Consider the following 13,169-nt stretch of genomic DNA (forward strand, 5'->3'; position numbering starts at 1 on the left):
CCGGCAAACGTGCCCCTCGTGATCGAGGGACACGGCATAGTGCTCGATGTGGCGAGAAAGCCGTGGCGTCGGACCCGTACCGCGAGTGGCGCCGGTCGGACGTTGTCGTGGTGGTGGGTCGGGTTCTATGCCCTGGCTGCGGTGGCTGTCGGCGCGGCGGTGACGTGGTGGGCCTGGCCGCCGGTGCTGACGTCGCCGACCGATTTGGCGACGGCGGAGGTCGAGGCGATCCGGACCGGGTTGGCGGCTACAGGCGGCGCAGGGGCGGTTTTCACGCTGCTGCTGGCGGTGCGGCGGCAACGCGCGACTGAGGAGATGGACGCCGCGACCCGGCACGATGCCGAACAGCGGCGGATGACCGAGCTCTACACCGTCGCGGTCGAACAACTCGGTCACGCCGCCGCCGCCGTCCGGCTCGGCGCCTTGTACGCCCTGCAACGGCTGGGTCAGGGCTTTCCCGAGCAGCGACGTCCGATCGTCAACGTCTGGTGCGCCTACCTGAGGATGCCTTTCCTCGAACCCGACGCAGACGGACTGGACACCGGCGAGGCGGCGGCGTTGCGGCAGGAGTTGGAAGTGCGCCTGACAGCGCAGCGGTTGTTGCGTGAGCACGCCCATTCCGGACCGTACGAGGACAAACCCGCCTCTCGGAGGTACTGGGGTGACGAGTTGGACATCGATCTCACTGGCGCCACGCTGCACGACCTGGATCTCCGGGAATGCCGCGTCCACCCTGGGACCAGCTTCGAGAAGGCGCGGTTCACCGGCGATTCATGGTTCAACCATGCCTCGTTCGAAGGTGGGGAGACTACGTTCACCAGGGCCTCGTTCACCGGGAGGCACACCTGGTTCGAAGGGGCCACGTTCAAGGGTGGGGCGACCTCGTTTCACGACGCCACCTTCGACGGCGCCACCTCGTTCTTCGGGACCACGTTCACCGGTGCCGCCTTCTTCGCCGACGCCACGTTCACCCGCGAGACCTGGTTCGACGGTGCCACGTTCGTCAGCACGGCCTGGTTCTCGGGTGCCACCTTCGACGACAGCAGACCCTCTTTCGCAGGTGTGGTGGCTTCGTGCGGTGAGGAACACGCCTGGCCGGAGGGGTGGGTGCTGGTGCCCTCCTCCGATGTGGAAGCGTCCGAAAGGGAGAGTTCCGACATCGACGTCACGTGGGGGCGGCTCGTACTTGCCGAAGACGTCGAGACCAATTCCGAGAAGTTTGCCGGGGACGCGACAGCAGAGTCGGCGGGACACTGACGCACCCCGGGCGCGGGCCTTCGTCACAACAGACTCGAGTCCGGCGACGGCAGCCCGTTCTCAGCTGCTTTGTCGGCGCGGCAGCAGTCATCGGGGCTGGTGCGACGTGGTGTCAGGAGGCAAAACGACTGGCGCTACATGGGACGATCGGCGCATGGGACGTTCCTTCGCCGAGTTGGTGGGGCAAGCCGAGGCCGCACCCGTGGACGGCTGGGGGTTCTCGTGGTTGGAAGGGCGAGCGAGCGAGCAGCGTCCCTCCTGGGGATACGCCACGGCGATGGCAGGTCGCCTCGCCGCCGCGTCGGCCGCGCTCGACATCCAAACGGGAGGCGGGGAAGTCCTTGCCGAGGCGCCGTCCTTCCCTCCCACGATGGTGGCCACCGAGTCGTGGCCGCCGAACGTCGCGATGGCCACGCAGCGGCTGCATCCGAGGGGAGTCGTCGTCGTGGCGGCCCCCGACGACTCGCGGCTTCCGTTCGCCGACGCCGCGTTCGACCTGGTGACGAGCAGGCACCCGGCCACTGTCCGGTGGAGCGAGATCGCTCGCGTGCTGCGCCCCGGCGGCACCTACTTCGCCCAGCACGTCGGCCCAGGCACCATGTGGGAGCTGGTCGAGCACTTCCTCGGACCTCAGCCCGAGGCGAAGCTGGCGCGGCACCCGGACGTCGAGAGCGCGCAGGCCCGCGAGGCGGGGCTCGAACCGGTGGAGGTGCGCTGCGAGAAGCTCCGCGTCGAATTCCACGACATCGGCGCGGTGGTCTACTTCCTGCGCAAGGTGATCTGGACCGTGCCGTCCTTCACCGTTGACGCCTACCGCGACCGGTTGCGCGAGCTGCACGACCGGATCGAGGCCGAAGGGATGTTCGTCGCGCACTCGACGCGGACGCTCTTCGAGGCGCGCAAGCCGTGACCGGCCACGGCACCACAGCCTGCTGCCGTCACGACCGGCGACGTCGAAACGGCGCTACAGCCTGCGCAGCCCTTCCAGGACGCGGTCGAGCAGAAGGCGATCGGGACGGCCGCTCGGGTTCGACCGCGTGGCGTGGACCTTGACGAATCCCGTCTCGGCGAGGTCGCTGATCAGCACGCGAGCGACGCCGAGCGGGACGGAGAGGTTCGCGGCGATCTCCGCGACCGACAGCGGTTGCGTGCAGAGCTGGCCGAGTTTGCGGTACTCCGAACCGGGTTTGTGGAGGTGCCAGCGGGCGTGCGGCTCCGCAGAGACGAGAGTTTCCACGGCGAGGTCCCGCCGCGCTCTGGTGCGGCCCTTGGTGAGCACGTATGGTCGTGCGCGCAGACGGCCGACGGACGGACTGTCGTCGTCGGAGGCGAAGGCGTCGCGGGCCGACATCACGACCCGCTCGGGGCGGGGACGGCGTGGGGCAGGCGACGGCCTCCACTCCTCGGAAGTCGAAGGGCCGTCGGCAGGGCTGCCGGTGTCGAAGGCAGAGCCGAAGTCTGCGTCGAGGTCGTCGAAGTCGTCCGGCGGGCCGGGAACGCCGTCGTACAACGACTCGTCTCCGCCGCCGTCCGGTCTCACGCGATCTCCGCCTTGCATGTTGCTGTCTTGACCTCGCTCCGTTACTGGTTCGCGAGGTTGTCATGCTAGCGCGATCGGGGGGCCGGAAGGCGGGATCGCAAACAAGAATAATCGCGAAAATCCGCGATATTCGCGTCGCGATCCCGCCCTCGGTTACCGTTTGTCCTCGTCCGGTTGCACAGTGCCAGTGCCGACCTGGTCGGTCGGCAGATCGGCCTTCCCGTCGGCCTCGGCTTCCCCGCCGGAAGTCGAGGCACCCACGGTCGCGGGCGCGCCCCGCTTGACCGCCGACAGCAGCAGCTGTGCCACATCGACCACCTCGACGCTCTCCGCGGCCTTGCCCTCGTTCTGGCGGGCGGTGACGCCGTCGGTGAGCATCACACGGCAGAACGGACAACCCGTGGCGATCTTCGAGGGGGCTGTGCCCAGTGCCTCGTCAACACGCTCGACGTTGATGCGCTTGCCGATGCGCTCCTCCATCCACATGCGCGCCCCGCCCGCGCCACAGCACATGGACCGGTCGGCGTGCCTCGGCATCTCGCGCAACGACGCGCCGGACGCGCCGACCAGCTCCCTCGGCGCCTCGTACACCTTGTTGTGCCTGCCCAGGTAGCACGGGTCGTGATAGGTGACGTCCTCGGCGATGGGCGCCACCGGGGTGAGCCGCTTCTCGCGCACGAGCCGATTGAGCAGCTGGGTGTGGTGCACGACCTCGTACGTTCCGCCGAGGTCGGGGTACTCGTTGGCGAGCGTGTTGAAGCAGTGCGCACAGGTGACGACGATCTTGCGCTTGGCCTTCTCGACGCCCTCGAACACCGAGTTCAGCACCTCGACGTTCTGCTGCGCGAGCATCTGGAACACGAACTCGTTACCGGCACGGCGAGCGGGGTCACCGGTGCAGGTCTCCTCCGGGCCGAGCACCGTGTACTTGACACCCGCGATGTGCAGCAGCTCGGCCACCGCGCGCGTCGTCTTCTTGGCGCGGTCCTCGAAAGCGCCTGCGCAGCCGACCCAGAACAGGTACTCGGCCTCGCCGAGCTCGCCGTCGAACACCGGCACCTCGAAGTCGAGGTCCTCGGTCCAGGCAAGGCGGTCGCGGGCGTTCTGCCCCCACGGGTTGCCCTTGTTCTCCAGGTTCTTGAACATCCCGTTCAGCTCGCTCGGGAAGTTCGACTCGATCATCACCTGGTAACGGCGCATATCGACGATGTGATCGACGTGCTCGATGTCAACGGGGCACTGCTCGACGCACGCGCCGCAGGTGGTGCACGACCACAGGACGTCGGGGTCGATCACACCGGCTTCGGCGCCGTCACCGCCGCCGACGAGCGGGCGCTCGGCCTCGGCGATGGCGAGCACGTCGATGCCCGCGTACGGGTTGTCTCCGGTGAGCCCGACCTCTTCGCCGGTGACGTCCTTCTTTCCGCCGGCCAGCAGGTAAGGGGCCTTGGCGTAGGCGTGATCACGAAGTTGCGTGATGACGAGCTTCGGGGAGAGTGGCTTGCCGGTGTTCCACGCGGGGCACTGCGACTGGCAGCGGCCGCACTCGGTGCAGGTGGAGAAGTCGAGCCAGCCCTTCCAGGTGAAGTCCTCGACCTTTCCCGCGCCGAAGACGTCCTTCTCGGGGTCGGCCTCCTCGAAGTCGAGCGGCTTGCCTTCGCTCATCATCGGCTTGAGCGCGCCGAGCGCGACCCCGCCGTCGGCCTCGCGCTTGAAGTAGATGTTGAAGAAGGCGCTGAAGCGGTGCCAGGCGACACCCATCGTGAGGGTGCGGCCGACGACCAGGAGCCAGATCATCGCCGACAGCAGCTTGATCAGCGCCATCACCGAGACGGCCGCGGTGCTGGTGGGCAGCAGTGTCGCGATCGGCTTGGTGACGAAACTCGACCACAGCGCGGGAGCCTCAATGCCGCTGGAAATCTTGAAAGCCTTGACGCCGAGGATGCCGAGTCCTTCGACGACCACCACGGCCTCGACGAAGTACGCCTGCCCGAAGTTCGACCCCGCGAAGCGCGACTGCCTGTCGGCTCTGCGCGGATGGTTGAGCTGCCGGATGATCGCCAGCGCGATACCGCCGACGACGGTGCCGAGGCCGAGCAGTTCGAGTGCGAGCTGCCACACGCTCCAGTGGCCGATGATCGGCCAGGTGAACTGCGGGACGAAGACCTCGCCGTACGCTTCGAATACCGACAGCGAACCCAGCAGGAAGCCCCACATCACAAGCCAGTGCCACGGGCCGACGTGGCGGAACTTGTTCATGCGGGTGTGAGCCGCGAACTCCTTGATCAGCGTCCGCAGGCGCGGCCAGAACGGGCCGTTCCGGGTCGAGTCCGGCTGTCCGAGCCGAATGATGCGGACCTGGCGGATGACGCCGGAGACGAACACGGACCAGGCGACAACGCTGATGAGGACGGCGATCACGCCCATCGTGATCTGCAGTGCACCCATGTTCGGGGGCCTTTCGGTTCGGGAGCTTCGCGGTGGGTCGGGGAAAGGCTAAATCGTTGTACTGATGAGTAACCTACTGGCCTTCGCCCAGTCCCGCTGATGTGGCGCACGACTCGCATAGTATTGGGACGTTCGTTCAGGTATTTTAGCAGCCATGAATCCGTACGTCCTGTTGGCTGCGGCCATCGCGGCCGAGGTGACAGGCACCGTGTCACTGAAGTACGCGGAAGGCTTCACGAAGCCGCTGCCCTCCGCCGTGGTCGTCGTCGCATACGGGACGGCTTTCTACCTGCTCTCCCGGATTCTCGGAGCAGGCCTTCCGGTCGGCGTCGTCTACGCCGTCTGGTCCGCGGCCGGGGTCGCCCTTGTCGCGCTGATCGGCGCGCTCTTCCTCGGGGAGCGGATGAACCTCACGATGGTCGCGGGGCTGGTACTCGTGATCGGCGGCGTGGTCCTGCTCGAACTCGGAGGTGAACGGTGAAGCAGCACGCCGACGGGCGCAGGGTGCGAGGAGAGAAGCGCCGCACCGAGATCATCGAGGCCACCTTGAGGGTCATCGAGCGCGACGGCGTCGCGGGCGTCACCCACCGCACGGTGGCCAAGGAGGCCGGCATACCCACCACCTCGACGACCTATCACTTCGCCTCGCTCGACGACCTGCTCATCGCCACGCTGATCGCCTGCGCGAGGGACATGGCGACCGAGGTCTACTGGATGATCGACAGGGCTCGTTCGCGGGGCAGCGGGGGAGCGGACGAGGTGGCGGCACTCCTTGCCGAGGCGCTCGGCCCGCGAAGGGGCCGCACGATGGCCGAGTACGAGCTGTACCTGCTGGCGGCGCGCAGGCCCGAACTGCGGCCTGCCGCACGGCGCTGGCTCGACGTGCTGACCTCGATGGTCCGCCACGACGACGAGGTGGCGTTCCGGGTTTTCCTCGCGGGCATCGACGGGCTGCTCATCCAGGGCTTGATCGACGACGAACCACCGACGGCCGAGGAACTGCGTCCCGTTGTCGATTACCTGCTCAAACCGCGCTGATGCTCGCCGGGCCCGCTCCGGTGGACCCGGCGAGCACCAGGGAAAGGCGGGTCGCGCCCTGCGAGACGTAGTGTTCGAGTTCGCAACGCCTGTGCGCGAACTCGGTCACCGGGACGGAGAAGGCCACCGCGCCCCTCACCCGGTTGTCCGCGCCCCTGACCGGAGCCGACACGCAGGCCAGCTCGGGCTGGAACTCCTCGATGTCCCTGGCGAGGCCCGATCGCCGCACCTGCTGGAGTTCGCGGCTGAGGTCGGAAAGCCGGACATTGGTGCGCTCGGTGAGTTTCGGCATGCCCGTGGCTTCGAGGTAGTCGCGGCGCTGTTTCGGGGTGAGCGCCGCGAGCAGCACCTTGCCGAACGCCGTGGCGTGCGCGGCCTCGTGGAAGCCGAAGTCCATGGGCTGGGCCCTGGGGTAGCGTGCGGAGTCGGCCACCGCGGCGACGACCACCTGCGTGCCGCGAAGCACCGAGAAGTAGGCGGCTGCCCTCGCCTTTCGGTGCAGCGCTCCCAGTTCCTCCCGCACCGCGTCGTCCACGTCCAGCTCGTCGCACAGCCGCTGGTACAGCGTGCCGAGCCGGTATCCGAGTCCGAACCCCCTGCCGTGGCCGAGGCGCACGAGGTAGCCGTCGTGCACGAGTGTGTTGAGCAGGTGATACGTCGTGGAGAGTGTGAAGCCCGCCCGCCGGGCCACCGCTTTGGCGGAGACACCGTCGCCCTCCGAGGCGACGATCTCCAGTACGCGCAGTGCGCGTCTTGCCGAGCCGATCAGCCCACGTGGTGCAGAGCTGCTCACCGACCCACCTCCGGCTGAGTAAGGGCTCGCTCGGCCGTCCAGCATACGGACTCCGATGCCGTCGGCGGGGCAGGAATCCGAAGGATTTTTCCCGCCCCGCCCCGCCGCGGTGCCGGTCCGTGAACCTCAACCCTCGTTCTCGTAGACCGGCGTGATGGTCGCGCGGGCGAGCGTGTGCCCGAACATGGAGAAGCCGAGGAACGCGGGAGTGGCCTCCTCGCCGACGTCGAGCGATTCGACGTCGAGCGCGTGCACGGCGAAGATGTACCGGTGCGGGCCGTGCCCTGCGGGCGGGGCCGCTCCGATGTACCGGGCGGCGCCGCTGTCGCCCTTCAGCGTGCGCGCACCCTCGGGAAGGCCGGAGCCTTCCGCGTCACCGGCGCCGGAAGGCAGTTCGGTGACGGATGCGGGAATGTCGAACACCGCCCAGTGCCAGAACCCGCTGGCCGTCGGCGCGTCGGGGTCGAAGCAGGTCACGGCGAAACTCTTCGTGCCGTCGGGGAAACCCTCCCACGCCAGGTGGGGTGAGTAATCCTCGCCGCCTGCGCCCATGATGCCGCTGCGCTGCGGTACTGGCAGCAGTTCCCCGTCGGCGATGTCCTTGCTGCGCACCGTGAACGCCGGAACGGGCGGCAGCGCGTCGTACGGGTTCGGAGCCGAGCCGGCTCGGGTCATGGGTCCTCCAGTTTCCGGTCTTCGTGGTCGGTGTGACGCCGGGACACAGGTTAGTGACTTCGGGTAGGGACTGCCCCAGGGTCGGTTGGGGGGCTTCCCTGATGTTCCCTGCCTTCCGGAGGCCATAACGTCGGCGACGCAGGAAAGGTGAGCCGGGACGGTTGAGCCGGGATGAGCCGGGATGACGCGGAATGGTGCGGAATGGGACGCGGGATGAAGAGTGTGGTGCTGGCCGTCGGGGGGATCGTCCTCGTGGTGGCGGGGGTAGCGATCGCGGCGAACTGGACCGTGCCCATCGCATCCGAGCGCACCGACACGGTGAAGGCCGCCGTGGAGCGGGTCGATATCGACAACGACTCCGGCAATGTGGCGATCCGCTCCGCCGACGTGACGAGCACGGTGATCGAGCAGCGCCTTCGGTACCACGGTGAGGAGCCGGGACGGACGTTCGAGGTGGACGGCTCCACGCTGTTGCTGCACGGCTGCGGTCCGGACTGCTCCGTGGAGTACGAGGTCAGGGTGCCGTTCGGGGTGACGGTGGAGGGTGAGGTCTCGTCGGGCGACATCCTCGTCGAGGGCACGGGCAACGTCAGCGTGCGGGCATCGTCCGGCGACGTCGAGTTGCGGCTGCGCGATGCGGAGCGGGTCTCCGTGCGAGTGGAGTCGGGGAACATCGACGCCGAACTCCGCGAGGTCGCGGAGATCGAGGCCATGGCGAGTTCGGGCAACGTGGACCTCGACCTCGCCGGGGTTGACCGTGTCAGGGCGAACGCGGAGAGCGGCGACGTCACGGCCACGGTCCCGACGGGCGACTACCGGGTGAGGGCGACGACCGACAGCGGTGAGTCGGACGTCAGCGGAGACGACCCGACGGCCGAGCGGGTGCTCGACCTGACGACGTCGAGCGGTGATGTCACGGTGCGGGGCGTATGAGTTCTCGGTGGTTTCGCCCGGCGGGAACATCGGGCACAAGGACGTCGTTATAGGGGGCAGGAACCTTGAGTGGCCTCGACTCAACTCCGGATTGACGGCCGGTAGCCTGTCCGGATAGAACTTGAGTGAGCCCCACTCAAGTTTCATGTCGCAGGTGGGTGGACACCCGCCAGGCCACAGGCAGTACCAACGCAGGAGGGAAAGACACCATGGCGCGCACGGTCGGCATCGACCTGGGAACGACCAACTCGGTCGTCGCGGTCCTCGAAGGTGGTGAGCCGACGGTCATCGCCAACTCCGAGGGAGCTCGCACCACACCGTCGGTCGTCGCTTTCGCCAAGAACGGCGAGGTGCTGACGGGACAGCCCGCCAAGAACCAGGCCGTCACCAACGTCGATCGCACCATCCGCTCTGTGAAGCGGCACATGGGCACCGACTGGAAGACCGACATCGACGGCAAGCAGTACACCCCGCAGGAGATCAGCGCGCGGGTGCTGATGAAGCTGAAGCGTGACGCCGAGGCGTACCTCGGTGACGAGGTCACCGACGCCGTCATCACCGTTCCCGCGTACTTCGAGGACGCGCAGCGCCAGGCCACCAAGGAAGCAGGCCAGATCGCGGGCCTCAACGTGCTGCGCATCGTCAACGAGCCCACCGCCGCCGCGCTCGCCTACGGTCTCGACAAGGGCGAGAAGGAGCAGACCATCCTGGTCTTCGACCTCGGTGGTGGCACGTTCGACGTGTCGCTGCTGGAGATCGCCGAGGGCGTCGTCGAGGTCCGAGCCACGAGCGGTGACAACCACCTCGGTGGTGACGACTGGGACCAGCGCATCGTCGATTGGCTCGTCGAGAAGTTCAAGGCTTCGAACGGCATCGACCTGACCAAGGACCGCATGGCGCTCCAGCGCATCAAGGAGGCCGCGGAGAAGGCCAAGATCGAGCTGTCGAGCTCGACCACCGCCAACATCAACCTGCCCTACATCACGGTTGACGCGGACAAGAACCCGCTTTTCCTCGACGAGACCCTGTCGCGCGCCGAGTTCCAGCGCATCACCGCCGACCTGCTGGAGCGCACCAAGGCTCCGTTCAACAACGTGGTGCGGGACGCGGGCATCTCCGTCGCCGACATCGACCACGTCGTGCTCGTGGGCGGCTCCACGCGGATGCCCGCCGTTTCCGAGCTCGTCAAGGAGCTGACCGGCGGCAAGGAGCCCAACAAGGGCGTGAACCCGGACGAGGTCGTCGCGCTCGGTGCGTCGCTTCAGGCCGGTGTGCTCAAGGGCGAGGTGAAGGACGTCCTGCTGCTCGACGTCACGCCGCTGTCGCTGGGCATCGAGACCAAGGGCGGGGTGTTCACGAAGCTCATCGAGCGCAACACCACGATCCCCACGAAGCGTTCGGAGATCTTCTCCACGGCCGACGACAACCAGCCGTCGGTGCAGATCCAGGTGTTCCAGGGTGAGCGTGAGATCGCTGCCCACAACAAGAAGCTCGGCATGTTCGAGCTGACGGGCATCCCGCCCGCACCGCGCGGTGTGCCGCAGATCGAGGTCACCTTCGACATCGACGCCAACGGCATCGTGCACGTCACGGCCAAGGACCTCGGCACAAACAAGGAACAGTCGATGACCATCACCGGTGGCTCCGCGCTGCCGCAGGAGGACATCGACCGCATGGTCAAGGACGCCGAGGCACACGCGGAGGAGGACCGCAGGCGCCGCGAGGAGGCCGAGACCCGCAACCAGGCCGAGACGCTGGTCTACCAGACCGAGAAGTTCGTCAAGGACAACGACGAGAAGCTGCCCGAGGACCTCAAGGGCAAGGTCAAGACCGCGATCGACGACGCCAAGGAAGCGCTGAAGGGCACCGACACAGCCAAGATCAAGGAGGCAGTGGAGAAGCTGAACTCCGCATCCCAGGAGCTGGCCACCGCGCTGTACGCGAACACGGGCGCGCAGGCCGGCGGTGACGGCGGCGCTGCGGGTGGTGCGTCAGAGGGCTCCTCGGCCAAGGGCGACGACGTCGTGGACGCCGAGATCGTGGACGAGGACAACAAGGACAAGAAGTGACCGAGCCCCAGTCCGAGCGAGACGACGAGCGGGAACAGGAGCCAGTGGTCGTGCGGGACCGTCGAAAGATCGATCCCGAGACCGGCGAGCTGCGCGCGGTGGACGCCTCCGAGGAGAGCCGGGAGGTGCCTGCCGCGCAGCAACCGCAGGCCGACGCCTCCGGCAGCGCCGCTGGGGAGCCGGAAGAGGCGGGGCCTGCGGCGAGCGAGGTCGCCGATCTGAGGAAGCAGTTGGAGGAGCGCACCGCCGATCTGCAACGCGTGCAGGCGGAGTACGCCAACTACCGCAGGCGGGTTGACCGTGAGCGGGACGCCATGGCCGACAGTGGCAAGGCCACCGTGGTGGGTGATCTGCTGCCGCTGCTCGACGATCTCGAGCGGGCCGAGGCACACGGCGACCTCACCGGTGCGTTCAAGGCCGTCGCCGACAAGCTGGTCGGTGTGCTGGAGAAGGCCGGGCTCGAACCCTTCGCCGCAGAAGGCGACGAGTTCGACCCGACCGTCCACGAGGCGGTGCAGCACAGCACCTCGCCCGACGTGGAAGGCCCGACGGTGACCACCGTCCTGCGGCGCGGTTACCGGTTCGGCGACCGGGTGCTGCGGGCGGCTCTCGTGGGTGTCACCGACCACGAGCCTGCCGCGGCATCGGCGCCCACGGCTGCCACGGCTGCCACGGGGGCGAGCGGGTCAGCAGGTGACGGCCCGGTCGATCCGCCGGTGAACGGGGAGCTGCCGCTCACCGATTCCGATGAGAACCAACGCTGACGCGATGCTGGAGGGAGGGGACGCCTGATGAGCGCGAGGGAGTGGCTCGGTAAGGACTTCTACCGCGAGTTGGGCGTCTCCTCCGACGCCTCCGCCGACGAGATCAAACGCGCGTACCGCAAGCTGGCCAGGGAGAACCACCCTGACGCCAATCCGGGCAACGCCGAGGCCGAGAAGAAGTTCAAGGCCGTCTCCGAGGCGTACGGCGTGCTGTCGGACCCGGAGAAGCGCAAGGAGTACGACGAGGCCCGCAGGCTGTTCGGTTCGCCAGGACCGGGCGGCTTCGGGTTCCCGCCACCCGGCGGAGGTGCCGGAGGGGTCAACATCGGCGACATCTTCGGCGCAGGCGCCGGTGGTGGGCTCGGCGGGCTCGGCGACATGCTCGGCAACCTGTTCGGTCGCAGAGGCGGCGCGACGACGTCGCCGCGCGGACAGCGGGGCGCCGATGTGGAGACTGACGTCCGTATCGACTTCACCGAGGCGGTGCGGGGTGCGACCCTGCCGCTGCGGCTGTCCAGCCCGGCCACCTGCGGCACGTGTGGCGGCAACGGCGCACGGCCGGGTACGCAGCCGAGGACCTGCCCTGTGTGTCAGGGCGCCGGTCTGGTGAATCGCAGCCAGGGCGCGTTCGCCTTCTCCGAGCCGTGCCGGGACTGCCGAGGTCGCGGCACCGTGATCGACGAGCCGTGCCCGGAATGCGGCGGTGAGGGCGTCAGCACCCGCACCAGGACGCTGACGGTGCGGATACCTGCCGGCGTTGACGACAACCAGCGCATCCGGCTGGCCGGTCAGGGCGAACCGGGACGCGGGGGTGCTCCAGCGGGCGACCTCTACGTTCGCGTGCACGTCAACCCGCACCCGCTGTTCGGCCGTTCCGGCAACGACCTGACCGTCACGTTGCCGGTGGAGTTCTCCGAACTCGCGCTTGGCGCGACCGTCAGCGTGCCGACGCTCGACTCGAAGGTCTCCGTGAGGATCCCACCGGGTACCGGAAGCGGCAGGGTGCTGCGCGTGCGCGGCAAGGGCATCACGCGCAGGGACGGGACACAGGGTGACCTTCTCGTCACCCTCCAGGTCGTGGTTCCTGCCAAACTGGACGACGAGGCCACCGAAGCGTTGCGACGCTACGCCGAGGCGGTCGCGGCACACGATCCGCGCCCTGAGATCACCGCGCTGTTGCGAGACAGGGAGTGAGGCTGGTGATGTTCGGTTCCGGTCCACCGCTCGGGTTGCCGCACGGAGCTGACGAAGACACACCGGTCTTCGTCATCTCCGTCGCGGCGCAGCTGTCGGGCTTGCATGCCCAGACGCTGCGGTCGTACGACAGGCTCGGCCTGGTCAGCCCCGGCAGGACGCCAGGGGGCGGTCGGCGCTACTCGATGCGCGACATCGCCCAGTTGCGCCAGGTGCAGCGGCTGTCCCAGGAGGAGGGGGTCAACCTCGCTGGGATCAAGCGCATCATCGAGCTGGAGAACGAGGTCGGAGCGCTGCGGCAGCGGGTGGCGGAGCTGTCGGAGGAACTCGCCTCGGCCTACGCCGCCGCCGAGCAGGCCGCCGCTGCCGTGCATGCCTCCTACCGTAAGGATCTCGTCCCGGCCAGGAGGCAGAACGCACTGGTGGTGTGGCGTCCCGGCAGGCCGTGACGGCGGACG

The 13,169-nt window shown here is 68.1% G+C and carries 13 protein-coding genes; 9 read left to right on the forward strand and 4 right to left on the reverse strand.

Annotation, left to right across the window (positions count from 1 at the left end):
- The first annotated feature begins 18 nt into the window (after nucleotides 1-18).
- Together SACXIDRAFT_RS10725 and SACXIDRAFT_RS10730 are read left to right on the forward strand one after the other, a co-directional pair.
- Nucleotides 19-1,257: a pentapeptide repeat-containing protein gene (locus tag SACXIDRAFT_RS10725; protein WP_232285291.1), complete on the forward strand. Its 1,239-nt coding sequence runs from the start codon at nucleotides 19-21 to the stop codon at nucleotides 1,255-1,257.
- Nucleotides 1,258-1,411: 154 nt separating this feature from the next.
- A complete protein-coding gene (locus SACXIDRAFT_RS10730; RefSeq protein WP_006238579.1) occupies nucleotides 1,412-2,167 on the forward strand; it encodes a class I SAM-dependent methyltransferase in 756 nt (251 codons plus the stop codon).
- 54 nt (nucleotides 2,168-2,221) lie between these two features.
- On the opposite strand, the gene SACXIDRAFT_RS10735 is transcribed toward SACXIDRAFT_RS10730, so the two are convergent.
- Both SACXIDRAFT_RS10735 and SACXIDRAFT_RS10740 read right to left on the reverse strand, forming a co-directional pair.
- The gene (locus SACXIDRAFT_RS10735; protein WP_006238580.1) at nucleotides 2,222-2,797 is read right to left on the reverse strand and encodes a DUF742 domain-containing protein; all 576 of its coding nucleotides are present in this window, start codon (nucleotides 2,795-2,797) and stop codon (nucleotides 2,222-2,224) included.
- 153 nt (nucleotides 2,798-2,950) lie between these two features.
- Nucleotides 2,951-5,245: a (Fe-S)-binding protein gene (locus SACXIDRAFT_RS10740; protein WP_006238581.1), complete on the reverse strand. Its 2,295-nt coding sequence runs from the start codon at nucleotides 5,243-5,245 to the stop codon at nucleotides 2,951-2,953.
- A 154-nt stretch (nucleotides 5,246-5,399) separates the two neighbouring features.
- On the opposite strand from SACXIDRAFT_RS10740, the gene SACXIDRAFT_RS10745 reads away from it, so the two are divergent.
- A complete protein-coding gene (locus tag SACXIDRAFT_RS10745; protein ID WP_006238582.1) occupies nucleotides 5,400-5,726 on the forward strand; it encodes a DMT family transporter in 327 nt (108 codons plus the stop codon).
- Nucleotides 5,723-6,283 carry a TetR/AcrR family transcriptional regulator gene (locus SACXIDRAFT_RS10750; protein WP_006238583.1) on the forward strand — a complete coding sequence of 187 codons (561 nt, stop codon included), beginning with the start codon at nucleotides 5,723-5,725 and terminating at the stop codon, nucleotides 6,281-6,283. The genes SACXIDRAFT_RS10745 and SACXIDRAFT_RS10750 overlap by 4 nt, the downstream gene beginning before the upstream one ends.
- On the opposite strand, the gene SACXIDRAFT_RS10755 is transcribed toward SACXIDRAFT_RS10750, so the two are convergent.
- Both SACXIDRAFT_RS10755 and SACXIDRAFT_RS10760 read right to left on the reverse strand, forming a co-directional pair.
- The gene (locus tag SACXIDRAFT_RS10755) at nucleotides 6,270-7,076 is read right to left on the reverse strand and encodes an IclR family transcriptional regulator (protein ID WP_006238584.1); all 807 of its coding nucleotides are present in this window, start codon (nucleotides 7,074-7,076) and stop codon (nucleotides 6,270-6,272) included. The genes SACXIDRAFT_RS10750 and SACXIDRAFT_RS10755 overlap by 14 nt on opposite strands.
- Nucleotides 7,077-7,202: 126 nt before the next feature.
- Nucleotides 7,203-7,751, reverse strand: coding sequence for a YbhB/YbcL family Raf kinase inhibitor-like protein (locus tag SACXIDRAFT_RS10760; protein WP_006238585.1), 549 nt, complete (start codon nucleotides 7,749-7,751; stop codon nucleotides 7,203-7,205).
- A gap of 201 nt (nucleotides 7,752-7,952) precedes the next feature.
- Between SACXIDRAFT_RS10760 and SACXIDRAFT_RS10765 the strand changes: the two genes are divergently transcribed.
- The 5 genes from SACXIDRAFT_RS10765 (at nucleotide 7,953) to SACXIDRAFT_RS10785 (ending at nucleotide 13,160) form a co-directional block, all read left to right on the forward strand.
- Complete coding sequence (locus SACXIDRAFT_RS10765; RefSeq protein WP_157599659.1) at nucleotides 7,953-8,684, forward strand: DUF4097 family beta strand repeat-containing protein; 732 nt, start codon at nucleotides 7,953-7,955, stop codon at nucleotides 8,682-8,684.
- Nucleotides 8,685-8,893: 209 nt separating this feature from the next.
- Nucleotides 8,894-10,753, forward strand: coding sequence for a molecular chaperone DnaK (gene dnaK, locus SACXIDRAFT_RS10770; protein WP_006238587.1), 1,860 nt, complete (start codon nucleotides 8,894-8,896; stop codon nucleotides 10,751-10,753).
- A complete protein-coding gene (gene grpE, locus SACXIDRAFT_RS10775) occupies nucleotides 10,750-11,517 on the forward strand; it encodes a nucleotide exchange factor GrpE (protein WP_006238588.1) in 768 nt (255 codons plus the stop codon). Before dnaK ends, grpE begins: the two co-directional genes overlap by 4 nt.
- 27 nt (nucleotides 11,518-11,544) lie before the next feature.
- The gene (dnaJ, locus tag SACXIDRAFT_RS10780) at nucleotides 11,545-12,711 is read left to right on the forward strand and encodes a molecular chaperone DnaJ (protein ID WP_006238589.1); all 1,167 of its coding nucleotides are present in this window, start codon (nucleotides 11,545-11,547) and stop codon (nucleotides 12,709-12,711) included.
- A gap of 8 nt (nucleotides 12,712-12,719) precedes the next feature.
- Nucleotides 12,720-13,160: a heat shock protein transcriptional repressor HspR gene (locus SACXIDRAFT_RS10785; protein WP_006238590.1), complete on the forward strand. Its 441-nt coding sequence runs from the start codon at nucleotides 12,720-12,722 to the stop codon at nucleotides 13,158-13,160.
- Nucleotides 13,161-13,169: the final 9 nt, after the last annotated feature.

Origin of the sequence: Saccharomonospora xinjiangensis XJ-54, assembly GCF_000258175.1 — a bacterium.
GTDB lineage: Bacteria > Actinomycetota > Actinomycetes > Mycobacteriales > Pseudonocardiaceae > Saccharomonospora > Saccharomonospora xinjiangensis.

Excerpts from the sequence above, each read along its gene's own strand:
- SACXIDRAFT_RS10730 (WP_006238579.1), top strand. The coding sequence starts at position 1,412 with ATGGGACGTTCCTTCGCCGAGTTGGTGGGGCAAGCCGAGGCCGCACCC.
- SACXIDRAFT_RS10740 (WP_006238581.1), bottom strand. The coding sequence starts at position 5,245 with ATGGGTGCACTGCAGATCACGATGGGCGTGATCGCCGTCCTCATCAGC.
- SACXIDRAFT_RS10745 (WP_006238582.1), top strand. The coding sequence starts at position 5,400 with ATGAATCCGTACGTCCTGTTGGCTGCGGCCATCGCGGCCGAGGTGACA.
- SACXIDRAFT_RS10760 (WP_006238585.1), bottom strand. The coding sequence starts at position 7,751 with ATGACCCGAGCCGGCTCGGCTCCGAACCCGTACGACGCGCTGCCGCCC.
- SACXIDRAFT_RS10765 (WP_157599659.1), top strand. The coding sequence starts at position 7,953 with ATGGGACGCGGGATGAAGAGTGTGGTGCTGGCCGTCGGGGGGATCGTC.
- dnaK (WP_006238587.1), top strand. The coding sequence starts at position 8,894 with ATGGCGCGCACGGTCGGCATCGACCTGGGAACGACCAACTCGGTCGTC.
- dnaJ (WP_006238589.1), top strand. The coding sequence starts at position 11,545 with ATGAGCGCGAGGGAGTGGCTCGGTAAGGACTTCTACCGCGAGTTGGGC.
- SACXIDRAFT_RS10785 (WP_006238590.1), top strand. The coding sequence starts at position 12,720 with ATGTTCGGTTCCGGTCCACCGCTCGGGTTGCCGCACGGAGCTGACGAA.